At 41.3% G+C, this 23,399-nt stretch carries 26 protein-coding genes; 15 read left to right on the forward strand and 11 right to left on the reverse strand.

Annotated features, from left to right (window positions below; translation table 11 throughout):
• The first annotated feature begins 10 nt into the window (after positions 1-10).
• From EJ995_RS02895 to EJ995_RS02905, 3 genes are read left to right on the forward strand one after another with little or no spacing between them, the layout of a single operon-like run.
• Complete coding sequence (locus EJ995_RS02895) at positions 11-1,360, forward strand: tetratricopeptide repeat protein (RefSeq protein ID WP_126445438.1); 1,350 nt, start codon at positions 11-13, stop codon at positions 1,358-1,360.
• A gap of 5 nt (positions 1,361-1,365) precedes the next feature.
• The gene (locus EJ995_RS02900) at positions 1,366-2,124 is read left to right on the forward strand and encodes a DUF4292 domain-containing protein (protein WP_126445440.1); all 759 of its coding nucleotides are present in this window, start codon (positions 1,366-1,368) and stop codon (positions 2,122-2,124) included.
• Positions 2,125-3,330 carry a murein hydrolase activator EnvC family protein gene (locus EJ995_RS02905; RefSeq protein WP_126445441.1) on the forward strand — a complete coding sequence of 402 codons (1,206 nt, stop codon included), beginning with the start codon at positions 2,125-2,127 and terminating at the stop codon, positions 3,328-3,330.
• 18 nt (positions 3,331-3,348) lie between these two features.
• On the opposite strand, the gene EJ995_RS02910 is transcribed toward EJ995_RS02905, so the two are convergent.
• Together EJ995_RS02910 and EJ995_RS02915 are read right to left on the reverse strand one after the other, a co-directional pair.
• The gene (locus EJ995_RS02910) at positions 3,349-3,861 is read right to left on the reverse strand and encodes an acyl-CoA thioesterase (protein WP_126445443.1); all 513 of its coding nucleotides are present in this window, start codon (positions 3,859-3,861) and stop codon (positions 3,349-3,351) included.
• A 102-nt stretch (positions 3,862-3,963) separates the two neighbouring features.
• Positions 3,964-4,908, reverse strand: a complete 945-nt coding sequence (locus EJ995_RS02915) for an HU domain-containing protein (RefSeq protein ID WP_126445446.1) — start codon at positions 4,906-4,908, stop codon at positions 3,964-3,966.
• A gap of 215 nt (positions 4,909-5,123) precedes the next feature.
• Here EJ995_RS02915 and pheS point away from each other — a divergent pair, with 215 nt between their 5' ends.
• From pheS to EJ995_RS02930, 4 genes are read left to right on the forward strand one after another with little or no spacing between them, the layout of a single operon-like run.
• Entirely contained in the window at positions 5,124-6,143 is a 1,020-nt protein-coding gene (gene pheS / locus EJ995_RS02920; RefSeq protein WP_126445448.1) for a phenylalanine--tRNA ligase subunit alpha, read from the forward strand.
• On the forward strand, positions 6,143-6,406 hold the full coding sequence (locus tag EJ995_RS13225) for a hypothetical protein (protein WP_241234677.1): 264 nt from the start codon (positions 6,143-6,145) through the stop codon (positions 6,404-6,406). The genes pheS and EJ995_RS13225 overlap by 1 nt, the downstream gene beginning before the upstream one ends.
• On the forward strand, positions 6,393-6,608 hold the full coding sequence (locus EJ995_RS13230) for a hypothetical protein (protein ID WP_241234678.1): 216 nt from the start codon (positions 6,393-6,395) through the stop codon (positions 6,606-6,608). The genes EJ995_RS13225 and EJ995_RS13230 overlap by 14 nt, the downstream gene beginning before the upstream one ends.
• 3 nt (positions 6,609-6,611) lie before the next feature.
• Positions 6,612-7,010, forward strand: coding sequence for a hypothetical protein (locus tag EJ995_RS02930; protein WP_126445450.1), 399 nt, complete (start codon positions 6,612-6,614; stop codon positions 7,008-7,010).
• Here EJ995_RS02930 and EJ995_RS02935 read toward each other — a convergent pair.
• Positions 7,007-7,540, reverse strand: coding sequence for a 3-hydroxyanthranilate 3,4-dioxygenase (locus tag EJ995_RS02935; RefSeq protein ID WP_126445452.1), 534 nt, complete (start codon positions 7,538-7,540; stop codon positions 7,007-7,009). The two genes, EJ995_RS02930 and EJ995_RS02935, sit on opposite strands and share 4 nt — an antisense overlap.
• A 91-nt stretch (positions 7,541-7,631) precedes the next feature.
• On the opposite strand from EJ995_RS02935, the gene EJ995_RS02940 reads away from it, so the two are divergent.
• The 3 genes from EJ995_RS02940 (at position 7,632) to EJ995_RS02950 (ending at position 10,498) form a co-directional block, all read left to right on the forward strand.
• Positions 7,632-8,717: an isoaspartyl peptidase/L-asparaginase family protein gene (locus EJ995_RS02940; protein WP_126445454.1), complete on the forward strand. Its 1,086-nt coding sequence runs from the start codon at positions 7,632-7,634 to the stop codon at positions 8,715-8,717.
• 128 nt (positions 8,718-8,845) lie between these two features.
• Entirely contained in the window at positions 8,846-9,706 is an 861-nt protein-coding gene (locus EJ995_RS02945; protein ID WP_126445456.1) for a carboxypeptidase-like regulatory domain-containing protein, read from the forward strand.
• 27 nt (positions 9,707-9,733) lie between these two features.
• Positions 9,734-10,498, forward strand: a complete 765-nt coding sequence (locus tag EJ995_RS02950; RefSeq protein WP_126445458.1) for an exodeoxyribonuclease III — start codon at positions 9,734-9,736, stop codon at positions 10,496-10,498.
• On the opposite strand, the gene EJ995_RS02955 is transcribed toward EJ995_RS02950, so the two are convergent.
• The 6 genes from EJ995_RS02955 to panC are packed head-to-tail and all read right to left on the reverse strand — an operon-like array spanning position 10,495 to position 15,810.
• On the reverse strand, positions 10,495-11,619 hold the full coding sequence (locus EJ995_RS02955; protein ID WP_126445460.1) for a peptidoglycan DD-metalloendopeptidase family protein: 1,125 nt from the start codon (positions 11,617-11,619) through the stop codon (positions 10,495-10,497). The two genes, EJ995_RS02950 and EJ995_RS02955, sit on opposite strands and share 4 nt — an antisense overlap.
• Positions 11,620-11,623: 4 nt before the next feature.
• On the reverse strand, positions 11,624-12,142 hold the full coding sequence (locus EJ995_RS02960) for a TlpA family protein disulfide reductase (RefSeq protein WP_126445462.1): 519 nt from the start codon (positions 12,140-12,142) through the stop codon (positions 11,624-11,626).
• Positions 12,139-13,512: a DNA repair protein RadA gene (radA, locus tag EJ995_RS02965; protein WP_126445464.1), complete on the reverse strand. Its 1,374-nt coding sequence runs from the start codon at positions 13,510-13,512 to the stop codon at positions 12,139-12,141. The genes EJ995_RS02960 and radA overlap by 4 nt, the downstream gene beginning before the upstream one ends.
• A gap of 50 nt (positions 13,513-13,562) precedes the next feature.
• Complete coding sequence (locus tag EJ995_RS02970; protein ID WP_126445466.1) at positions 13,563-14,546, reverse strand: lysylphosphatidylglycerol synthase transmembrane domain-containing protein; 984 nt, start codon at positions 14,544-14,546, stop codon at positions 13,563-13,565.
• A gap of 3 nt (positions 14,547-14,549) precedes the next feature.
• Complete coding sequence (panD, locus tag EJ995_RS02975; RefSeq protein WP_126445468.1) at positions 14,550-14,900, reverse strand: aspartate 1-decarboxylase; 351 nt, start codon at positions 14,898-14,900, stop codon at positions 14,550-14,552.
• 25 nt (positions 14,901-14,925) lie between these two features.
• Entirely contained in the window at positions 14,926-15,810 is an 885-nt protein-coding gene (panC, locus tag EJ995_RS02980) for a pantoate--beta-alanine ligase (protein ID WP_241234679.1), read from the reverse strand.
• Between the two features lie 81 nt (positions 15,811-15,891).
• On the opposite strand from panC, the gene EJ995_RS02985 reads away from it, so the two are divergent.
• From EJ995_RS02985 to EJ995_RS03005, 5 genes are all read left to right on the forward strand, one after another.
• Positions 15,892-16,716 (forward strand): glycogen/starch synthase, encoded by an 825-nt coding sequence (locus EJ995_RS02985; protein WP_126445470.1) that lies wholly within the window; start codon positions 15,892-15,894, stop codon positions 16,714-16,716.
• Positions 16,717-16,718: 2 nt separating this feature from the next.
• Positions 16,719-18,359, forward strand: a complete 1,641-nt coding sequence (locus EJ995_RS02990; RefSeq protein WP_126445472.1) for a DUF4270 domain-containing protein — start codon at positions 16,719-16,721, stop codon at positions 18,357-18,359.
• 13 nt (positions 18,360-18,372) lie between these two features.
• Positions 18,373-20,220, forward strand: coding sequence for a glutamine--fructose-6-phosphate transaminase (isomerizing) (glmS, locus tag EJ995_RS02995; RefSeq protein WP_126445474.1), 1,848 nt, complete (start codon positions 18,373-18,375; stop codon positions 20,218-20,220).
• Positions 20,221-20,719: 499 nt separating this feature from the next.
• Positions 20,720-22,228: a F0F1 ATP synthase subunit beta gene (gene atpD / locus EJ995_RS03000; protein ID WP_126445476.1), complete on the forward strand. Its 1,509-nt coding sequence runs from the start codon at positions 20,720-20,722 to the stop codon at positions 22,226-22,228.
• A gap of 68 nt (positions 22,229-22,296) precedes the next feature.
• Entirely contained in the window at positions 22,297-22,572 is a 276-nt protein-coding gene (locus EJ995_RS03005) for a F0F1 ATP synthase subunit epsilon (protein WP_126445478.1), read from the forward strand.
• Between the two features lie 78 nt (positions 22,573-22,650).
• Here EJ995_RS03005 and EJ995_RS03010 read toward each other — a convergent pair whose 3' ends face one another.
• A complete protein-coding gene (locus tag EJ995_RS03010; RefSeq protein ID WP_126445480.1) occupies positions 22,651-22,857 on the reverse strand; it encodes a helix-turn-helix domain-containing protein in 207 nt (68 codons plus the stop codon).
• 1 nt (position 22,858) lies between these two features.
• Entirely contained in the window at positions 22,859-23,398 is a 540-nt protein-coding gene (locus EJ995_RS03015) for a DUF2975 domain-containing protein (protein ID WP_126445482.1), read from the reverse strand.
• Position 23,399 lies beyond the last annotated feature (1 nt).

Here is a 23,399-nt window from a genome sequence, read left to right on the forward strand (position 1 = left end):
GACCAACCACATGAAAATCCAGCTCGTATTTTTTGCCATGTTTTTCTGCCTGATGGTTTCGGCGCAGGAAGATGTGACGCTGGAAGATGTAAATGTGGACGATCTGGGTATCGTCAATGATGCCTTTAAGGAAAACTTCTTTGATGCTTTATCAGAAAAGGCACGCGGCAACCATGATCGAGCCATTGAGAAATTGCTGAAATGCGAGAAATTAGAGCCTGAATCTGGCGCGGTGCAATTAGAACTTGCAAAGAATTATATGGCTAGTAACGCTTTCGCGAAAGCGGAATCACACCTACTTAAAACCATACAATTATCAGGAGAACGAGAGTGGATCCTCGATACCTTACTCGAGAATTATGAAAGCCAGAAGCAATATGATAAGGCACTCAGTACATTAAAAAAGCTGATTGACATCAACGACTCTTATAGAGAATTACTGCCTATCGCATATTTAAAAGTGGAAGATGAGTCTAGCGCATTGCAAGCACTCGATGCGCTAGATCGCGATTTAGGCCCTAGCGATAAGCGCAACAGATTGAGGAGAACATTACAAAAAACTACCGCGACCACAGGTTCACAACCTGTAATAGATCTTGAAGAGCGACTTAGCTCTAATCCAAAAAATTCAGACCTATATGCGCAATTAATGTACGCTTACAGCCAGACCCAGGACGAGGAAAAAATGTTGAGCGTTGCAGCGAGATGGCGTCAAAATATTCCTAGTGATGACCAGCCGTATCTAGCACTTTATAAAATCTACCTCAATCGTGGTGATATAGAAAAAGGGTTATCAAGTCTGGTAAGAGTGCTCAAGTCCTCACAATTAGATGATCAAGTTAAATCGCAAGTAATTACCGATTATTTGAATGCTATTGAATCGCGCCCAGAACTGGCCTCTCAAGTGGATGAGATCATGAAGATTTATGAAAGTCAGATTGAAGACACACAAGCTTTTATTGCATTAGGCAATTTTTATAAAGAAAAGAATCAATTGAATCGTGCCGTACGTTTTTACCAAATGGCATTAGATCAAGATGATCAGGATTTTGATTTGATTAAAATAACATCGCTGTTGTACCTGGACCTGGGAAAATTTGATGATGCGGCGACCATCAGCGAACAAGCGTTGGAAATCTATCCAGCACAATCATTGTTGTACTTAATCAATGGTGCTGCTCTAAATCAGCTGCAAGAATATAAGAAGGCAATAACAGTGCTGGAAACTGGGTTATCATTTTTACTGGATGAGCCGCAACTGGAAAAAGATATTTATGAGCAGCTGTTGCTGTCCTATGAAAAACTAGGCGACAATAAAAAAGCTGCATCATTGCGTGAAACACTGCGCGACTTGAATTAGAATTTATGAGACTTAAAAGTATTACCTACATAGCGATCGCATTGATAATCACTGCTTGCGGCACATCAAGACTAGCGTCTGAGGATGCCTCAACTACCGCTGCCAAAACCAAAATCATCAACTCGCACAATAATGCAGCGATCAATTTTACTACAATGCAATCAAGACTGCGTGTGCGATTTCAAAATCCAGATCAAAATCGTAGCGTGAGTGTTGACCTGCGTATGAAACAAGGAGAGCACATCTGGATGAGTGCACGCATTTTAGGAATTACCCTTGCCAAAGTCAGCATCACACCAGATCGGGTCCAGTTTTACGAGAAGTTGAATAACCGTTCTTTTGATGGTGATTTTTCTATTATTTCAGAGTTTTTAGGTGAAGAGCTCAACTATCAGCAACTTGAGAATTTGTTGTTGGGTCAGGCGTTTGAGCCTTTAAATAATTTACAGTACAGTGTAATTGACAATGAGTACCAATTCAAGTCTAAGCAAGGAACCATAGAAAAGCTATTCATGCTGCGCCCAGCAGACTTTAAAACGTCTAGACAATCAGTTGTGAAATCAGACGAGAACAGCTCGCTTGATGCGCGCTATCCACAATACCAGATGGTTGACAATAAGATCATACCATTAGAGCTCAACATCAATGCTAACCAGAAGGGCAAGTTGACTCGAGTGGAGCTTGAGTTCAATAACGTAGAATTTGGTCAAGATTTGAGTTTTCCATTTAGCATGCCTAGCAATACTAGGCCATATAATTTCTAGATGAGAACAGCTGTAATCTTATTGTTGTTTCTTTTTGGGACAAGTTCTATTGCTTTCTCACAATCTGAAAAAGCAAAACTAGAACGCCAACGTGCCGCGATACAGGCACAAATCAATCAATACGATAAGTTGTTGCGTGCTGCACGCAGTGAAGGTGAGTCTGTACTTACTCGATTAGAAGCTATCGATGCAAGGATCAAAAAGACCCAGCAAATTATCAATATTACTAATAAGCAAGCAAATATTATTACTCGCGATATTGCTACCAACAAGACACAAGTAGAAAAGCTAGAAGCAGAAATCAAGGTTCTTAAAAAGGACTATGCCGATATGATCGTCAAGGCATACAAGTCCAAAAATGATCAGAGCAGACTGATGTTTCTCTTATCTTCTGAGGATTTTCTGCAAGCCTATAAACGTGTTCAATACTTGCAAGCCTATGCAGATTATCGCAAGAAACAAGCAGATGAGATCACGGAAAAATCAAATTTACTGGTGCAAAAAAACCAACAATTAGAAATCGAGCAACAACAAAAACTGGAGATTCTTGCTGAAAACCAACGGAGACGTAACGAACTTAAAAAGGATAAGCAAACACAAGTAGTTTTGCTAGAAGAAGTAAAGCAAAACCAGAAGCGTTACGCAGCCGATATTCGCGAGAAGGCCAGAGAACGTTCTCGTATCGACAGCCAAATAAGAAAACTTATCGAGGCCGATATTGCAGCTAGTAATAAAGGAAAAGTTGGAGCTACAAAAGGTAAATTCTTCCTTACTCCAGAGGCTAAGGCTCTTGCTAACAATTTTACTAGCAATCGCGGCAAACTACCATGGCCAGTGGCAGAAGGTGTGATTACACGTCGTTTTGGTAATCAACCGCATCCTGTAATTCCTGGCATTCAAATACCTAGCAATGGATTGCGCATTCAAGCGCCAATAGGGACTAAAGCTAGAGCAGTATTTAAAGGTGAGGTGTGGCGAGTGCAGCGAGCAAAAAACGGAATCCTATCTGTTCATGTGAAGCACGGTAATTATATCTCTATTTACAGCAATTTAAAAACTGTCAATGTTCAAAAAGGCGACAAGGTAAATACGCTGGATACCATCGGTGAGATTTTTACCGATAGATCTGGAGTTGCAGAGCTGCAATTCACCATGTTTGAGGACAATAAAGTGCTAGATCCAGCAAGATGGATTTTGAGAGGATAACAGCACACGGATCAAAGTTTACTCAAACAACGCTTTCAATTCCGTAGCGTCCTTTGCCTTCATTTTGCCTGCAAGCACCAGACTCAATTGTTTGCGTCTTAGTGCGCCGTCATAGCGCTTTTTCTCGTCTTCGGTTTCTGGATGTAGTTCTGGAACTTTTACGGGACGACCAGTGTCGTCTACAGCCACAAAAGAATAAATAGCTTCATTTGCCTTAGTGCGATTACCGCTCTCGCGATCTTCAACCCATACATCCATATAAACTTCCATCGATGAGGTAAAAGCTCTAGAAACTTGAGCTTCAATGGTTACCACACTACCTAGAGGTACCATCCTATTAAAAGCCACGTGATTGACAGATGCAGTGACAACAATACGACGACAATGTCTTCTCGCTGCAATACTAGCAGCACGATCCATACGAGCTAATAGCTCGCCACCAAAGAGATTATTCAGCGGGTTTGTCTCGCTAGGCAAGACCATGTCAGTAACGGTAGTAAAAGATTGCGATGGTGTTTTGATGTCCTCCATTGAGTGATTTTGAATGGACAAAGGTACACCGCATTACAAAACGAGTATAAGAAGGCTAGACTTCTGTGTTTTATTTAACGCAAATTTCAAAGGAGTTGCTGCCTACTTCTCCAAAGTCCCAGTAAACAACCAGGCGCTAGGATAGCCTTGTTTGCGATTGAGATACAAGGCATTGATGGCGTCATCACGATCTGCATAACTGCCTAGAGCTACATTGTGCAAACCATATTCATTGACACCGATCACTCGAGCATCATAACCCGCTTTTTGGAGCTGGGCTACTTTTTTATCAGCATTTGCTGCAGACCGGAATGCACCTGCGACCACGTGATAATTTTTAATCTCAGGAGCAACCTCCATCGTTATGCTAGGCAACGGTGTAGAAATCAGGAAAGTTGCCTCCTGCATTTTGGTCTTGAATTGTTCATCTGCCATTTGCTCAATGACCATAGCATCGTTGACTGCCTGTGTTTTTACTGTATTATGCGCTAGATAACTACCAGCAACAAGAATGGCGACGGCAGCTGCGGCACGTACCCAATTGGCCGTATTAGATTTGGCTGTGGTAAGTTGAACAACCGGTTTTTCTTCAATCACGACCTCTTCTACAGGAGTAGTTACAGGAGTACGATCTACGGCATATGCCTCGTGTGTGGCAAGGCCAAATGCCTCTGGCAAATAATTAACCAGATACATAGGCGTGAATTGTAGCGTGTCCTCTGCACCGCGAGTAAATCGGCCTACTTTATGAATCGTCACCTCGCCATGCTCATCAATCTCGTGATCCAGAAAACGGACATAATTGCGCACCTGTTGCAAGGCCTCGTCATAAGGAATTTGCTGCACCGTACTGATGTAATTAACCAGCAATCCATCATTTTGCTGTATTTGAGCATTAAAACTCAATCCCTTTTTAGGAGGATACAGCGTGTGTGTACTCGCAAAATGCTGCGCCGGCACACGTCTAGACAGGAATGCACCATAACCAGGAATGACCACACACTCATGGCGGTACAATAATTCAGATATGTAGGTTCCTACTTGCATATAACAAACATAAAAATTAAAATAATATCTGTGCGCCCAGCGTGCAACTAGTTATAAAGAAAACGAGATTTCCTTGTTATGGCAACGGTATTGTTAGGGTGTCAGCTTTCGCGAAAGCTAACTATCAAACCACTACATCAACACGATAACAAGCATGTGTAACCACAGCCAACTTGAGCAAATGCCTTAAATTTGCATCCTATTGAAGAGAAAAAATGCTGGATAAGGTTACAGAACATATTAAGAAAGTCGAGTCGTTCAAGGCGAGTGATGCTGCTGCGGTAGAGGCTTTCAGGATTGAATATTTAGGGACTAAGGGTTTGCTCAAGGAATTGTTTGCGGCCTTTAAGGAAGTGCCCAACGAGCAGAAAAAAGCCTATGGTCAGGCGATCAATGAATTGAAGCAAAAGGCGACTGATAAGGTACAGCAACTCAAGGATGAGCTAGAATCAAAGGAAGAAGAAGCTGGTGTTTACGGCGATTTAACCCGATCTGGTTACCCGATTGAGGTAGGCTCCAGGCATCCTATTTCTATTGTGAAAAACCAAATTATCGAGGTATTCTCACGCATAGGTTTCAACGTGAGTGAAGGTCCAGAGATTGAGGACGACTGGCACAATTTTACCGCACTCAACCTGCCAGAGCATCACCCAGCGCGCGATATGCAGGATACTTTTTTCATCCAGACAAATCCTGATGTGTTGCTGCGTACGCATACATCCAGCGTACAGGTGCGATATATGGAAAATAACAAGCCGCCTATCAGGACGATCTCGCCAGGTCGTGTTTTTAGAAATGAGGCGATAAGTGCACGATCGCACTGTATTTTTCATCAGGTAGAAGGTTTGTACATTGACAAGGATGTGAGTTTTGCAGACTTAAAGCAAACGCTGCTTTACTTTACCAAAGAAATGTTCGGCAAGTCAAAAATCAGGTTGCGCCCATCCTATTTCCCATTCACAGAACCCAGCGCAGAAGTTGATATCTATTGGGGTCTAGAAACTGAAACCGATTACCGTATCACAAAAGGTACGGGCTGGCTAGAAATCATGGGTTGTGGTATGGTAGATCCTGCGGTACTCACAAACTGCGGTATTGATCCAGAGGAATATAGCGGTTTTGCCTTTGGTATGGGAATCGAGCGCATTGCGATGTTATTGTATCAAATAGGTGACATACGCATGTTCTTTGAAAACGATGTGCGTTTCTTGAAGCAGTTTTCCAGCACCTTGTAGTGGCGATTGGTAAGCTCATTTTTGTCTACAATGCAAATTCTGGCCGTATCAATTCCTGGCTGGATAGCGCACACAAAATCATAAGTCCATCTACCTATCAATGTAAGTTGTGTGAACTGACCCATGGTGCTTTTACAGAGCATGATGAGTGGTCACGCTTTCGAGAGAGCCTTGCCGGCGAGCGAGAAGTTTATGCCGGACTCGATCCGGCACGAAAGCTTGCTAGAATCAAACACACAGTTAGAATTTTTGCACAAGGATGAATTCAAGCAACGCTACTGGTCAAAATGGTTGCCTAAGTACGATTTCCCAATTATTTTAAGCACCAGCGATGACTTGCAGAAAGATTACCACGCACAAGGCAATAGTACTGGAATGGATATCTTTATGACGGCTGGTGAGATGGATGCGTTGGAAACAACGGAAGAGATGATAGTTGCTATTAAGGAAAAATTGAAAAGCTAAATCTTGAAAAAAGACATCACCATACCAGAAGTTAAAGACGTTCACATAGCTGTAGTCCACGAGTGGAACGAGGATTTTTCATCGCATGATTGGGTCATCTACTTGATCAACAATATGAGAGAACCCATGGAAAGCGTCATGATCATGAGTCGCGGCAAGCATCGTGATGGTCGCAAGACATCAACCTTCAGGCACGCATTTAAAGTAGTGCCGGCCAAAAGTTCCATAAGAGTCGAGCTCATCATGGAAGACGTCTTCCCATTTCTCAACGAGTTTATCTTGACCTATTTCAAGGATAAAACACTATATGACAAGACCTACATGGCCGCGCCGAACACGATCAACGAGAAAAATTTAAAAGATTTACCAGTGATGGATGTGCAAGGTGTGATGATTGATTAATCAGTAAACCGCTCATCAGTTTCCATCACCGTACCGCACACATCACAGGTGCGCAGCTCTTCAGATAAATAGAATTCTTTAAATCTAGGCAAGAAGTCCTTTTCAATATCGTCCAATTTAAAATAGGTCTCATGCAGTTTGTGGTTGCAATTATCGCAATACCATAACAAGCCATCTACAGCATCGTCGCTCACACGTTTAGTTTCTACCACCAGCCCAATAGAATTTTCATGACGCACAGGCGAGTGCGGTACCTTACCTGGATGCAGGTACATATCGCCAGGCCCTAATTTCATGGTACGCTTCTCACCGTTGTCTTGCACATGTATTTCAATGTTTCCTTCAAGCTGGTAAAAAAGCTCTTCAGTCTCATTGTAATGATAGTCTTTACGGGCATTGGGGCCAGCTACAATCATTACGATATAGTCACCAGCATCTTTGTAAAGATTCTTGTTTCCAACTGGTGGTTTCAAGCTATCTCGGTTTTCTTCTACCCATTTGTTGAGGTTAAATGGTGCTTTTATCGCCATGATCTAGTTTTTTTATAAAGGTAGTAATAAGGACATTTTGCTAGGCGTGGGCAGTACACATTTTGTAAATTGTAATCCTAATTCAACAACCATGAGATTTTTATACCTGATTATTTTCAGCTTTATCCTTACCTCTTGCAATCAACCAGCAGAAACTACTGCCCAACAACCTACTCAAGAACAACCACAACAAACCAGTGAGTTTGCCATTGTTATTCATGGCGGTGCAGGAACCATCAAAAAAGAGAACATGACGGCAGAGTTGGAACAGCAATACAACGACAAGCTTACTGAAGCCATAAAAGTAGGTCATGACATTCTCAAAAACGGCGGTAGCAGCGAGGACGCTGTAGAAGCCACCATTAGAGTGATGGAAGACTCTCCACTATTCAACAGCGGTAAAGGTGCGGTGTTCACTCACGATGGCATCAACTCACTAGATGCAAGCTTTATGGAAGGTAAAACACTCAATGCTGGTGCGGTCGCTGGTGTAACGACTGTAAAAAATCCTATCTCGCTTGCGCGAAAGGTAATGACAGACTCAGAACATGTGTTATTGTGCGGTGATGGTGCAGACGCTTTCGCGAAAGCGGTACAAGATTCCACCATCGAGATCGTTTCCAACACCTATTTCTACACAGAAAACCGATTCAAAAGTTTGCAGCGCGTTCTGGATCGAGAAAGTCAAAAGGAAGAAGCTGAGAGCAAAAAAACAGCTTTAAACCAACTACAGCTTGAAGATCCGTTCTTAAAAGACAGCAAATACGGAACCGTAGGTTGTGTTGCCCTAGACAAAAACGGAAACATCGCAGCAGGAACCAGTACTGGTGGCATGACCAATAAGCGTTATGGTCGTATAGGCGACTCACCAATCATTGGTAGTGGCACCTATGCTAACAATAAAACTTGTGGTGTAAGCTCAACGGGACATGGTGAGTATTTTATACGCGCACAAGTAGCTTATGACATCAGCGCATTGATGGAATATGGTGGCTTGACACTCAAAGAAGCTACCGACAAGGTGATCCAGGAAAAGCTAGTAGATATGGGCGGTACCGGTGGCATTGTCGCACTGGATTATTTGGGTAACGTGTCCATGGAATTCAACACACCAGGAATGTACCGCGCCATGATGAACGATCAGGACGAGCTGGTTGTTGGGATGTATAAGGAGTGATTAGTTGACAGTTGACAGACCGCTGTTTCTCAACTATCGCTCGAAATAGCTAAACTTTCTTAATAAGATTAACCTTTTGACCAGCATCGATAGACAGTCAAGCTAAGTCAGATATAATAAGACACTAAGTGGCGAATCGATTTTGGCTTTTCTTTTCTTACGCTTTAATAGCCAATATTCTTAGCGCGCAAATAATCGTTAGGGGAAAGGTCATTGATCAAGGAAAAGAACCAATTTTAGGAGTTAAAGTTACCGAGGTAGGTTACCAAAATGTGGTGGACACGGATTATTATGGAAATTTCAAAATTGAAATTCAGGAATTTGGGAACGAGTTGAAATTTGAGTTTTCTGGATATAAATCGCAAACTTTTATTATCAATAATAATGACACAAATTTAATTATTGAATTAAATACATTTTCATCAAACGAATATTTGGACGGTAGACGAATAAGTGGTTCTCTAGTTAGTGGAGTATTACATAATCCTATTGGAGCAGAAGTAAGCATAACATCACCGTATATTAAACTAAATTCCTTACTACAACTGGATTTACGCTACCAAACCAACTTCAATCAAAATCAAATTACCTATTTTAAATTTGGAATCCGTCATATCAGAATACAGAATAATTACGACATTGATTTTGCTGCATCATTAATGAATGTACAGCGCAATACTAAAGAAGATTTCAAAATCGTGGGATTGGAATCAATAAGTCAATTTGGTGATCATAAGGCGATCATAGGTTTACAGAAGTATTCTACTGCTAGTTTCATCAGCGTCGGGCCTCAAGTAGGATATGCTACCTACATTTATGGCGGAATATCCGCTGACGTTTCTAGTTCGGTGACATTTTTTAATGGTTTTAATAGTTACGATGTTCAATTCAGAAAATCGTTTGAAAAATTCAATTTATTTTTTAATTACCAAAATGTCAGTTCGTTCAATGAAATAAGTATAGGTATTGGCTCAGGCTTATTTTATTAATATTTTTTATAACAACAAATCAATTCTATGAAAATCATATCCTACAACGTTAACGGCATACGTGCTGCCATGAAGAAAGACTTTATCAAGTGGCTCAAGGCAGCAGATCCTGATGTGTTGTGTTTGCAGGAAATTAAAGCGATGGAAGATCAAATCGATACCCAGGCTTTTACTGATGCTGGTTATGAGTATCAGTACTATTACAGTGCACAAAAGAAAGGGTATTCAGGAACTGCCATCATTTCTAAAATCAAACCTAACCACGTAGAATATGGTACTGGTATCGAGATGATGGACAATGAAGGGCGCAATTTGCGAGCAGACTTTGATGGTTTCTCGGTGATGAGTATGTATTTACCTAGTGGTACCAGCGATGCTAGATTGGATTTCAAGTTTGAGTACATGGACTTGTTTCTAGACTACATCACAGAGCTTAGAAAAGACATTCCGAATTTGATTGTCTGTGGTGATTATAACATCTGTCATAAGGCTATTGATATTCACGATCCTGTGAGACTTAAAAACACCTCTGGTTTCTTACCAGAAGAGCGTGCATGGATGGATAAACTGGTAGACTCTGGATTTATAGACACCTTTAGAATGTTCAATGATCAAGCAGAACAATATTCCTGGTGGAGCTACCGCGGCGCTGCTCGTACTCGCAATAAAGGATGGAGATTAGATTACCACATGGTCACGCCACCACTGGAAGATAAAGTCAAGCGAGCACTGATCTTAAGCGAGGCCGTACACAGTGACCATTGTCCGGTTTTGGTGGAGATTGATGCTTAATCTTTAATCAATCTGATGACAGATTGATGCGCAAAGCCTGCAAGACTATCTGCTATGCGCACGTGATACCAATTAGTGCTGTTTCCTAAGATAGTAACAGTATCATTTTGGATATTACGTATTAATTCACCTTTTGAATCAGGACGCCTTCTCAAATTGGCACCAGTACCTTTGCCTATGGCAATCTCTGCGAAAGGCAGTGCAATTGATTTTTCAGGAATTTCTTGTTGCCAGATATAGGGTTTAGGATCTACCGCACCACCAGATTTATAAATGCCAAAATGCAAATGTGGTGGCGTGGTTCTAGCATTTCCTGTATTACCTACAAGGCCGATCGTATCACCACGCTTGACTCGTTGACCAGCTTTAACTAATTGCGAATCAAGGTGCGCATAATAATGACTGGATTGGGTCAATGGATCTCGCAACCAGATTTGCTTACCACCTAGCCCACGATCGCGTACACTGGATATACTACCATCTGCTGCGGCAATAACAGGATGACCGCGATCTGCAAATATGTCGTTACCCTTATGAGATCTCGCGCCGCCAGCTCGTGATGCACCCCAAAAGGATTGTATCGATCGGTTTGATTTTCCTGCTACGGGAAATGCCAGTAGCGGTTGTTTGTAGATTTTTAACTGTGCTGTAGATACAGAATCCAGCAGTGATTGAACGATCACACGCACTTGTTGCTCTTGTGTTATAGGTTTTAAAGTAATTAAAGTGTCCTGTACTGTAGCACTAGTAAGTAATCGGTTGTTCACATCATAGAATTCCAGCAACCAGTGCTGGATTGATGTTGAGGTGATGGTGGCTTTTAAGCTTTCGCCTTGAGCTATATCAACTAGGTATCCAGCTGAAAATGGCATGTGTCTAGCATTCAAAAACTCACTGTAATTCTCATCGATCACAAGACTATCAGTGATCGCTAGTTGGGTTAGCTCTTGCCATTTTTTGAGACTTGAAGGATTTTTCTCTAATTGCCGCTGATAAATTTCTCTTGCGGTAGGCTGTTTGATAAAATCAAAAAACTCAGGTTTATAAAAGTACAGATATGCCGCGGCTAGCAAAAAGGTAATAACGATAATCGCAACACCGTTGCGCCGCAGGAAACTCATATTTTTACGGTAATAATTGCTTAATGACGTCGCTCAATTGAGGGTTTTCTGGTCCCATAGCGTTGTTATCTAAAAGCGTACCATCTGCCGTATAGATCATGAACCGCGGTATATCAAAAAATTTGTTTTCTTCATAGAATTTGCCTTGAGGATAATTGCGAGCGATGTAATTGTGCTCTAGATCTACCTGTGCGGCAAATGATTTCCAGTAACTGTTGTTCCTATCTGTCGATATATGGATGACCTCGAAATCATCGCTATTCACATCACTTTTTAATTGATCAATATCTTCAAGCCGCTTAACGATGTCACCACTGTACGTGTTCCAGAAATGAACATAGGTTATTTTGCCTTTGTTTTGATCTATTAGATTTTCTAACGTATAATAATAATCGTCCTCATCTGTCAACTGTACCACTTTATTAGAACTAGTATCAGCATCCATGTAGTGCAACGGCTGTTTGCTTTCATCCTTGCAACTCGTCATGAAGAAGGCCAGAATTATAATAAATAGTTTTCTCATGTAAAAAGTTGTTTAACCAGCTCTTCAATGCGAGAAACGCCGTGAGCTTGTATGGTAGTGTTGTTGGTTTTGGATTTTGACGGTGCAATGAAGATTTTGTCAAAACCTAATTTGGCGGCTTCATTAACACGTTGATCGGTACGGCTTACCGGTCGTATCTCGCCGCCTAGACCAACCTCTGCACTGTAGCAATGTTGTGAGCTTATCTCGATATCAAAGTTTGATGATAGGATCGCCACGACGACTGCAAGATCAATGGCTGGATCGTCCACAGTAATGCCACCGGTTATATTCAAGAAAACATCTTTTTGTCCTAATTTGAATCCAGCACGTTTTTCCAGAACGGCAAGGATCATGTTTAATCTTTTCAAGTTATAACCTGTTGCACTGCGCTGTGGCGTTCCATACACCGCTGTACTTACAAGCGCCTGCACCTCTATCATGAGTGGCCGCATACCTTCCATTGTGGCGGCGATGGCAGTACCACTTAAATTATTGCCACGTTGTGAGATAAGTAGCTCGCTGGGATTGCTTACCTCGCGCAAACCATGTCCTTGCATTTCATAAATACCTATCTCGTGCGTACTACCAAAACGGTTCTTAAGCGCTCGCAATATCCTATAGGTATGATTGCGGTCACCTTCAAATTGAAGCACGGTATCAACCATGTGCTCAAGAATTTTAGGTCCGGCGATATGACCGTCTTTTGTGATGTGTCCTATCAATAAAACAGGCGTTCCTGTTTCTTTGGCAAATTTGATGAGTTCACCGGTACATTCTCGTATTTGAGAAACGCTACCAGCCGTACTTTCAATATGATCGGTCTGCAGCGTCTGGACAGAATCGATGATCAATACTTGCGGTTCAAAGTCTGCAATCTGGCGGAATATGTTTTGCGTCTTGGTCTCTGTCAAGATATAGCAATTGTCCACGTTTTTCTCAATGCGCTCTGCACGCATCTTGATCTGGTGGGCGCTTTCCTCACCACTCACATAAAGCGTTTTATAAGGTAATCGCAAGCATAACTGTAATAACAGTGTTGATTTACCTATTCCTGGCTCACCACCTAATAATGTTACAGATCCTGATACCAGGCCACCACCTAAAACACGATTAAATTCTGCATTTGTGGTGTCGAGTCGTGGACTTTCAGTCGCGTCGATTTGCGAGATGCGTTGTGGTTTTTGGGTACGCTTTCGCGAAAGCGTAACATCACCACCAGCAGCCTGCTCCCAACTGGGTTTGGTATTTTTTTCAACCACTTCTTCTACCAGCGTGTTCCACTCTTTGCATGCGGTACACTGGCCTTGCCATTTGGCATGTTGAGCGCCACAGTTCTGGCAGTAGTAGGTTGTCTTGACTTTGGCCATTTAATGATTTTAAAAGCTTGAAGTTACAGGATGGGCGGCAATCGTGAAAATTAAGATTGAGCTGTTTTCTTGCGCCACGAAAAAAGCGCAAAACAAATCAATCCCAATATGACGACAAGCAAAGTTTGCGACAACCAGACAATCCAGCCGAATGCTGTACCCACAACCTGTGTGTAGCCAAATATCACCAGTACATTACTGATCAGATAAGGATAGGCGCCAAAACCACCGTTTGTAAAAGCAACGGCGAAGCTGCCTGCCGCAAAGGCGCATAACAATGCGCTTATCGACATACTGTCTGTATCGGGAATAGCGTAGATGCATATATAAAACATCAATAGGTACATCGCCCAAATAAACAGCGTGTGCGCCAGATAATACCATTTGTGTTGCATGGTCCAGATGGTTTCAAATCCTTCTTTGAGACCGTTGAGAAAAACCTTGATCTTCTGTCCCAACTCAAATTTCTTGATCAACCAGAATGCAATGATAGCGGCAATTACTAGAGCTATTGCTATGTATAATAGTTGTTGTGAGTTAGCTTTCGCGAAAGCGGAATTCAAACCATCCTTAAAGAAATCTATGATCTTATCGCTCGCAGTTAAAATCGCGGTCGCTGTGATGGCAAGTAGAATCACAAAGTCTAGAACACGCTCTGCAATGATGGTTCCCAATCCTTGATCGACGGGAATGTCGTCAGTTTCCTTAACAATCAAGGCACGGCTCAACTCGCCACTGCGCGGTATGATGAGGTTCATAGCATAGCCAGAACCAATGGCGATCATGTTGTTTACAAAATTGGGTTTGATTCCCAAGGCACTCAACATATAGGACCAGCGCCACGCACGTGATAGGTGGCTCAACAAGGCAAATAACATACCCAGCGCGATAAAACGGTAATCTGCCTGAATGAGATATCCCTTGATCTCTTCCAGTTGGGCAGCCGTAAACTGATTGTACGAGATGATGATTAAAAAAATGCCTAATGCCAGCGGCAATAGGATTTTTAGCGTTTTTATGAATGCTTTTTTCAAGCTTTAGGTAAGTGTGTTGTCGTCCTCGTTAGGGAACAGCAGGCTAGGTTTGAAGTCGCGAGCTTCTTCCATCGTCATTTGTGCATAACATATAAGTATAAGCACATCGCCAACAGCCACAAGTCGTGCAGCTGCACCGTTGAGTGTGATCTCACCACTACCGCGAGGTCCAGGAATTGCATAGGTTTCCAGTCGTGCGCCATTGTTATTGTTGACGATTTGTACTTTCTCGCCTTCTACAATATTTGCACCATCCATGAGATCTTCATCGATGGTAATGGATCCTACATAATTAAGATCTGCGCCAGTCACCTTTACACGGTGAATCTTGGATTTGACTACGGTAATTAACATGAAGCAAAGATACGATTATGATAGATTATGCATCCTTGTGCATGGACATATTGTCGATAAGGCGCACACCATCGATATGAGCCACGATAAATGCGCGGTAGCGTACATCTGGTTTCTTTAATTGAGTAGGTTTTAAGTCACTCTCATTGGCGATGGTAAAGTACTCTAGTTTGACACGATCATCCCTTTTAATTTCTTCTCTAACAAACTGATGTATTTGCTCAATACTATGGTTGGCAAATTTGCTTTTTGCATCCTTGAGCAATCTGTGTAACATAGAAGCAGCTTCCCAGCCTTGTGGTGTGAGTCTGCCGTTGCGGGAACTCATGGCAAGACCGCTTTTCTCGCGATGGATGGGACAACCTATGATCTCAATATTACGGTTTGATTGTTCCACAAGTTTCTTGACAATTTGCAATTGCTGGTAATCTTTCTCACCAAAGTAAGCGCGATCTGGTTGAATCACATCAAACAAAAAGCTCAAAATGGTTCCCACGCCGTCAAAGTGTCCTGGCCTATTAGCGCCTTCCATCTCATGTTCTAGGCCGTCGTACTTATAAGTTTTTGCGATTGTTTTCTCTCCGTAAACATCCTGTATGGCTGGCGCATAGATGATGACCCGTGACTCATCTAATTTGTCTTTGATAAGTTGAATGTCTTGATCGAGATTACGAGGGTATTTATCTAGATCTTTAGAATTATCAAACTGAGTAGGATTCACAAAAATGGAAACTACTAGAATATCATTGTCTTTCTGCGCCTGTTGCATCAACGCAATATGTCCATCATGTAAAGCACCCATGGTTGGCACAAAACCTACTGATTTACTAGAATAAAACTCTTGACTGAGGAAATGCGTCAGTTTTTTATGCGCGTCAAAAACCATGAGATTGGGTAGTATAAAGCCCACAAACATAAGGTTTCCAAGTCAATGTGCAAGAAAATGTGTATTTTTGCAGCTTGCTAGAATAATAGCTACAAAAATTGATTTATGAAGGAAAAAAGAGTCCTGTACGTATCCTCTGAAGTTATCCCTTACCTACCCGAAACCGAAACATCTTCCATGTCTTACTTTGCTCCCAAAATGGTCAATGACCGTGGTGGGCAGATAAGAATTTTCATGCCTAGATTTGGTAACATCAATGAGCGCAGACACCAGCTGCACGAGGTGATTCGTTTAAGTGGTATGAATATGGTTATCAATGATCTTGATATGCCATTGATCATCAAGGTAGCTTCTATTCCTAAAGAGCGTATGCAGGTTTACTTCATCGATAATGAAGATTACTTTAAAAGAAAAGCGACGTTGACTGACAAGAATGGTGAGCTATTTGACGATAATGATGAGCGCGCTATATTTTTTGCCAAAGGCGTAATCGAGACCGTCAAGAAATTAAATTGGGCACCAGACATTATTCATGTCCATGGATGGTTAGCTAGCTTACTACCACTATACCTGCGTAACTACTATGGTACAGACCCATTATTTGAAGACAGCAAAATAGTTACCTCTATTTATAATCAATCCTTTGATGGATCGTTAGATGAAGAGATGTATGAGAAACTCCAATTTGACGCGTTAGACGATGCGGTGATCAATGACCTGAAAGAGCCTACCTATTTAAACCTTATGAAAAGTGCGGTGTCAAATAGTGACGGTATCATCAAGGGCAGTGAGGATCTGGATGGTGAATTGAATGATTTTATAGAAAAACAAGATAAGCCTACATTGGATTATCAATCACCAGAAGATTTTGCTGACGCCTACGAGCAGTTTTACCTACACGACATTCTTAACGAAACAGAGGAAGAGTAGCAATGAAAAAAATATTGAGTTACATAACGATGGTTTTTGCCGTCGTTTTTGTTCTAACGTCATGCGATAATGACCCAGTAGAAATAGGTGGTGGATTTTTAGGGATCGACGTAGACGGATTAATTATTGAAGAGGAGTTTCCTGTACGAGCTTTCAGTACACGATTGAATCCAGTACAAACTAACAATTATGCAAGCCCTGTTAGTGGGCCATCGACCGTTCTAGTGGGTAAATATGAAGATCCAATTTATGGTACTTCTAATTATGACTTTGTAACACAGTTAAGTATTCCTACAGCAAATCCAGAGTTCTCTGAAAATGCAGAGCTTACCAATGTAATTTTAACCATTCCTTACTATTCTAGATCTGTAGGACAAGATGGTGAAGAAACTCTGTATGAACTTGATTCTGTTTATGGTGGTGGTGAAATCAAGCTAAAAGTTTTTGAGAACAGGTTCTTCTTAAACAGCTTTGATCCGGATAATCTTACTGATGCAGCGATCTATTATTCAGACGACGATGATCGTATCGAGAATAATCTGGGTGATGAGATTATTGAAGACCTGACCTTTACTCCATCAAACGATGAGGTACAAATAATGGATGAAGATGATGATGGTGTAGAATTTGTATTAGAGCGATTGTCACCACGACTGCGCCGCGAGCTGGATACAGAATTTTGGGAAGAGCGTATCTTCAATAGATTCAATACTAACGACTTCTCTAGCGATAGTAATTTTCAAAACTTCTTTAGAGGATTGTATTTTCAGCTGCAGGATGACAGTGAGAATAGCATGATGTATCTCAATCTTAATGATGCTAGTGTCGATCTGGTGGTTGAAGATAGTTTTGTTGATGAGGACGACCTGGATGGTGATGGTGATACTACAGAGGTTATTGAGCTCAATAGTACAGTAACATTATCATTTTCAGGTAATGGGATAAATTTCATTGAGCATGATTTTCCTGATGAAATAGAAGACCGCATTGAGGAATCAGCTGATGGCGAAGACGATGAAGATGGAGCCGAGTTCCTATTCCTTAAAGGTGGACCTGGTGCAATTACTTTCATCGATTTATTTGGAGCGGACACTGATAGCAATGGTGAGGCTGATGCCCTGACAGAGTTTTTAACAAGGGATGTCAGCATCAATGACGCTAGTTTAGAATTTTTTGTTGCTGTAAATGATTTTCAAGATGCAGACGATGCAGATAATGGTGGTGATACAGAACCTGAGCGCATTGTGATTTATGATTTTGTGACCGGTAATTTTTTGGCAGACTTTGAAGTTACAGGCGCTGGTCTCAATGCTAACACAAACCATTTAGGTAGACTAGAAAGAGATGACGATGATAGTGATGATATTGGTATTAAGTATCGAATTAGATTGACAGACCACATTCAGAGTATTGTTAATGGAGATCGAGAGAACAATAGGTTAGCCCTACAAGTTTCTCAAAATGTATCTTTGATAGGAAGATCTGCTGTTCGGGATCAGGACGAGCCATTTGAAATTGAAGAAATTTTAAGCGGTGCTGCCATTTCTCATGAGGGCACGGTCTTATTCGGTAGTGACGTTGATGGTGAAGATCGTGATAAGCGACTCGTGTTGAAGATTTTTTACACAGACGCTACCAACTAAAAAAAATAATTTTATGTGTGGAATCGTAGGATACATAGGTAAGCGTGACGCTTATCCAATAGTGCTTAATGGACTCAAAAGACTAGAATATCGCGGATATGATAGCGCTGGTATTGCGCTTTACGACGGTGAACTGTTAAATGTCTGCAAGACCAAAGGAAAAGTTTCTGACCTAGAGATAAAGATGCAAGCGGCATCTGTCATACATGGAAATATTGGTATAGGCCATACACGGTGGGCAACACATGGCGTTCCTAATGATGTTAATTCTCATCCACATTATTCCAACAGTGGTAACCTTGTGATCATTCACAATGGTATTATAGAGAACTATGAGCCACTTAAGAAAGAGCTCATCAATAGAGGCTTCAATTTCAAATCAGATACCGATACAGAGGTATTGATCAATTTGATTGAAGACGTTAAGAATCAAGAAGACGTAAAATTAGGTAAGGCTGTACAGATTGCATTGAATCAAACCATTGGTGCATATGCCATTGCTGTGTTTGATAAAAACAAACCCAATGAGATTGTAGTAGCACGTCTAGGATCACCGCTTGCCATCGGAGTTGGTGAAGACGAATTTTTCATCGCTAGTGACGCGAGTCCATTTCTTGAATTTACTAAGAATGCTATCTATCTAGAAGATGGAGAGATGGCTGTTGTACGCACGCACAAAGATTTAAAGGTTCGTAAGATTCATGATGATTCTCTTGTAGATCCTTACGTTCAAAAGCTACAAATGAATCTCGAGCAAATCGAGAAAGGTGGTTATGATTCATTCATGCTCAAGGAAATCTATGAGCAGCCGCAAGCAATAAAAGACACATTTAGAGGCCGTATGCTAGTCGATCAAGGATTGATCAAGATGGCTGGTGTTGACGATCACATAGATAAGTTCCTGAATGCAAAACGTATTCTAGTGGTAGCTTGTGGTACTAGCTGGCATGCGGGATTGGTAGCCGAGTATATTTTTGAAGAATTAGCGCGCATACCTGTTGAGGTAGAGTACGCATCAGAGTTTAGATACCGCAATCCTGTTATTAATGAAGACGATGTGGTGATTGCGATCTCACAAAGTGGTGAGACAGCAGATACCATGGCGGCGATCAAACTTGCCAAAGAAAATGGTGCTTTCGTATTTGGCGTGTGTAATGTAGTAGGTAGTTCTATCTCTCGTGAGACTCATGCCGGCGCTTATACGCATGCCGGGCCGGAAATAGGTGTTGCATCGACTAAGGCTTTTACTACTCAAATTACTGTTTTGACCTTGATTGCACTGCAACTAGCCAAGAAAAAGGGTAAAATTTCAACGTCGCAATTTCATAATTACCTAGTTGAGTTAGAAAGTATTCCTAGTAAAGTCAAGGATGCCTTAGAAAGTAACGACCACATTGAACAAATTGCTAGCGTTTATAAAAATGCCAAAAACTGTCTCTACCTAGGTCGAGGATTCAACTTTCCAGTGGCTTTGGAAGGTGCGTTGAAACTCAAGGAAATAAGCTACATTCATGCAGAAGGTTACCCAGCCGCCGAAATGAAGCACGGTCCTATTGCTCTCATTGACAGCGATATGCCTGTAGTTGTCATCGCTACTAAAAAAGGTCATTACGAGAAAGTTGTGAGTAATATTCAAGAAATCAAATCTCGCGAGGGAAAAATCATTGGTGTGGTAACACAAGGTGATATAGATGTTCGTGGACTTGCGGATCATGCGATCGAGGTTCCAGATACGCTAGAATTTTTAACACCACTTCTTACAACGATTCCGCTGCAGTTGTTGTCCTATCACATAGCGATTGCGCTGGGTAGAGACGTCGATCAGCCGCGTAATTTAGCAAAGTCGGTGACCGTAGAGTAAACAAGTTCATAAAATACTATCAAGCCTCATTCATACAATGGGGCTTTTTTTATGGTTACGCTTTCGCGAAAGTTGACTCTTTCTAGGCCTGGCAGTAAGCCTGACGTCTTTCAATATATCCAGACCATTGTTATTTTGGCGTTCGCTCTAATTCAATAATAAGTTAGCGCAGTGTTGCACTTAGCGAAAGAGTAGTATTTAATAGGTTCAAATTTATTTATTTTCAATATCTATATAGAGTACAACTTCACGCTAACAAGATTGTTGCAATGAATTAGACAGTAAAAAAAATGATATATAATATGCAGTGTAGATTGTGTTGATTTTGCTTTCGCGAAAGCGGAATTGTAAACCAGCAACTCCACACATAAAAACTCCGGAAAGCAGCTCAAAAAAAATCGAAAATTCCATTATTGATATAAAATCGAATGCAGTATCTTTGCGCCACTGAAAAACGGCTGTTAAAGTCGTATGTTTTAAAGCTTTAAAATAGTAAAGAATGTCTCAAATCACAGGTAGCGTTGCACAGGTTATAGGACCAGTCGTTGACGTATCGTTTGATAGCACTCAAGGTGCTCTTCCTAACATTTATGATTCACTTGAAATCAACCTAAAAGGTTCAAAACTAGTTCTTGAGGTGCAGTCGCACATAGGCGAGGATACAGTAAGAACTATCTCGATGGACTCGACTGATGGTTTGAGTAGAGGTACTGCGGTTGTTGCCACAGGTAATCCTATACAGATGCCTATAGGTGATGATGTTTATGGTCGTCTTTTTAACGTGATAGGTGATGCGATTGATGGTCTAGGTGACTTGCCTAAGACTGGTGATGATGGTATGTCCATACACAGATCAGCTCCTGCATTTGAGGATCTATCGACATCTACTGAGGTTCTTTTTACAGGTATCAAGGTAATCGACTTGATCGAGCCTTATGCAAAAGGTGGTAAGATTGGACTATTTGGTGGTGCTGGTGTAGGTAAAACGGTATTGATTCAAGAATTGATTAACAACATTGCCAAGGGTCACGGTGGTCTATCTGTTTTTGCAGGTGTAGGTGAGCGTACTCGTGAAGGAAATGACTTGTTGCGTGAGATGCTAGAATCTGGTATCATCAAGTACGGTGACGACTTCATGCACTCGATGGAAGAAGGTGGATGGGACTTACAAAAAGTGGACAAGCAGGTGATGAAGGAATCAAAGGCGACGTTTGTCTTTGGTCAAATGAATGAGCCGCCAGGAGCACGTGCTCGTGTGGCATTATCAGGATTGACAATTGCAGAGTACTTTCGTGATGGTGGTGCTGATGGACAAGGAAAAGATGTTCTTTTCTTCGTCGATAACATATTTAGATTTACACAAGCAGGATCAGAGGTATCTGCACTGCTAGGTCGTATGCCATCTGCGGTAGGTTACCAGCCTACACTAGCAACTGAAATGGGTGCGATGCAAGAGCGTATTACTTCTACAAAGAAAGGTTCTATTACATCGGTACAGGCCGTTTATGTACCTGCAGATGACCTTACCGATCCAGCACCAGCGACTACATTTGCCCACCTGGATGCAACAACGGTACTGTCTCGTAAGATTGCTGAGCTAGGTATCTATCCAGCGGTAGATCCACTTGATTCTACTTCACGTATCCTTACAGCAGATATTCTAGGTGCAGAGCACTATGATTGTGCACAGAGAGTGAAAGAGTTGCTACAACGATACAAGGAGCTTCAAGACATTATCGCCATCCTAGGTATGGAAGAATTGTCTGAAGAGGATAAGCAAGCCGTTTACCGCGCTCGTAAGGTACAGCGTTTCTTATCTCAACCTTTCCACGTGGCAGAGCAGTTTACTGGTCTTAAAGGTGTGTTGGTTGATATCAAAGACACAATCAAAGGATTTAACATGATCATGGATGGTGAGCTTGATGATCTTCCAGAAAGTGCTTTCAACTTGAAAGGTACTATCGAAGAGGTGATCGAGGCAGCAGACAAAATGAGATCAGAAGCATAACATAAGTTTACAATAACAGTTTACAGTAAGTACTGTAAACTGATTACTGAAACTGAAAACTAAAAAGTATGTTTTTAGAAATAGTTACTCCAGAAGAGACTTTGTATAGCGGTGATGTGGAATCAGTATCGGTTCCTGGTGTTGATGGGCAATTCCAGATGCTAGATCATCACGCACCTATCGTCTCTTTGCTTGTAAAGGGTGCTGTGAAGATTTATGGCAATGTGCAATTAGATCCAGCAGTAGCTACTAAGTTTACTAAAGGTGATGGTACAACAGATTACTTAATCACTGGTGGCGTTCTAGAAATGAATGATAATAAAGCGATTGTACTAGCCGACTAGGTTTACAAATCATATTTAAACTAACAACGCTTCGATTTTATCGAGGCGTTTTTGTTTCACAATCATTTGATTTGGTGGTTATTCTTTCCTGTATTTTAGAATGTCGCCAGGCTGACAATCCAGTGCTTCACATATTGCCTCTAGCGTCGAGAAACGCACTGCTTTAGCCTTACCTGTTTTCAGTATGGAAAGGTTAGCCGTCGTGATGCCTACAATATCTGCGAGCTCATTGCTTTTCATGCCTTTTTGCGCTAGTACCACGTCAAGATTGATGTTTATGGGCATATTAGACAGTTAGGTCGTTTTCTTTCCTTATTGTGACCGCTTTATGAATGACTTCGCCCATGACATAAAGAAACAATCCAAATATGCAGGCCTTGATTAATGATATTGCACTAAACTGTGGATCAACTTTAAGTTGACCTGAAGAGCTCAAAATGTATTCTATTAAATGAGTTAATTCGTTTAATATAGGCGTTACCAAGAACGCTAAGAAATAATAAATACTAGCTTGTTTAAAATGATGGGCATTAGATTCCGTGAAATACTCGTGGTGTTTAAAAGAAAGAGCGATGTAGATTAACGAGTCGCATGCCTTCAAACTCATAATACAAGTCAGAAAATAACCACCAGTCATTATTCCTTTCCAAAGCGTATCAGAAAAATATTGATCCTTGATGTATATAATTGATTCAGAAGGTATGGTCATGTATGACGCATCAAAGAATGCGTCCATAGTGAATAAAAAAGCTAGGACTCCACATCCAGCAATGAGTAAAAACCTCAGAAATTTTAGCAGACCAATAAACAGATTGAGAAATTTCATA

Origin of the sequence: Nonlabens ponticola, assembly GCF_003966335.1 — a bacterium.
GTDB lineage: Bacteria > Bacteroidota > Bacteroidia > Flavobacteriales > Flavobacteriaceae > Nonlabens > Nonlabens ponticola.

Excerpts from the sequence above, each read along its gene's own strand:
- EJ995_RS02895 (WP_126445438.1), top strand. The coding sequence starts at position 11 with ATGAAAATCCAGCTCGTATTTTTTGCCATGTTTTTCTGCCTGATGGTT.
- EJ995_RS02900 (WP_126445440.1), top strand. The coding sequence starts at position 1,366 with ATGAGACTTAAAAGTATTACCTACATAGCGATCGCATTGATAATCACT.
- EJ995_RS02905 (WP_126445441.1), top strand. The coding sequence starts at position 2,125 with ATGAGAACAGCTGTAATCTTATTGTTGTTTCTTTTTGGGACAAGTTCT.
- EJ995_RS02910 (WP_126445443.1), bottom strand. The coding sequence starts at position 3,861 with ATGGAGGACATCAAAACACCATCGCAATCTTTTACTACCGTTACTGAC.
- EJ995_RS02915 (WP_126445446.1), bottom strand. The coding sequence starts at position 4,908 with ATGCAAGTAGGAACCTACATATCTGAATTATTGTACCGCCATGAGTGT.
- pheS (WP_126445448.1), top strand. The coding sequence starts at position 5,124 with ATGCTGGATAAGGTTACAGAACATATTAAGAAAGTCGAGTCGTTCAAG.
- EJ995_RS02935 (WP_126445452.1), bottom strand. The coding sequence starts at position 7,540 with ATGGCGATAAAAGCACCATTTAACCTCAACAAATGGGTAGAAGAAAAC.
- EJ995_RS02940 (WP_126445454.1), top strand. The coding sequence starts at position 7,632 with ATGAGATTTTTATACCTGATTATTTTCAGCTTTATCCTTACCTCTTGC.
- EJ995_RS02950 (WP_126445458.1), top strand. The coding sequence starts at position 9,734 with ATGAAAATCATATCCTACAACGTTAACGGCATACGTGCTGCCATGAAG.
- EJ995_RS02955 (WP_126445460.1), bottom strand. The coding sequence starts at position 11,619 with ATGAGTTTCCTGCGGCGCAACGGTGTTGCGATTATCGTTATTACCTTT.
- EJ995_RS02960 (WP_126445462.1), bottom strand. The coding sequence starts at position 12,142 with ATGAGAAAACTATTTATTATAATTCTGGCCTTCTTCATGACGAGTTGC.
- radA (WP_126445464.1), bottom strand. The coding sequence starts at position 13,512 with ATGGCCAAAGTCAAGACAACCTACTACTGCCAGAACTGTGGCGCTCAA.
- panD (WP_126445468.1), bottom strand. The coding sequence starts at position 14,900 with ATGTTAATTACCGTAGTCAAATCCAAGATTCACCGTGTAAAGGTGACT.
- EJ995_RS02985 (WP_126445470.1), top strand. The coding sequence starts at position 15,892 with ATGAAGGAAAAAAGAGTCCTGTACGTATCCTCTGAAGTTATCCCTTAC.
- EJ995_RS02990 (WP_126445472.1), top strand. The coding sequence starts at position 16,719 with ATGAAAAAAATATTGAGTTACATAACGATGGTTTTTGCCGTCGTTTTT.
- glmS (WP_126445474.1), top strand. The coding sequence starts at position 18,373 with ATGTGTGGAATCGTAGGATACATAGGTAAGCGTGACGCTTATCCAATA.
- atpD (WP_126445476.1), top strand. The coding sequence starts at position 20,720 with ATGTCTCAAATCACAGGTAGCGTTGCACAGGTTATAGGACCAGTCGTT.
- EJ995_RS03005 (WP_126445478.1), top strand. The coding sequence starts at position 22,297 with ATGTTTTTAGAAATAGTTACTCCAGAAGAGACTTTGTATAGCGGTGAT.
- EJ995_RS03010 (WP_126445480.1), bottom strand. The coding sequence starts at position 22,857 with ATGCCCATAAACATCAATCTTGACGTGGTACTAGCGCAAAAAGGCATG.
- EJ995_RS03015 (WP_126445482.1), bottom strand. The coding sequence starts at position 23,398 with ATGAAATTTCTCAATCTGTTTATTGGTCTGCTAAAATTTCTGAGGTTT.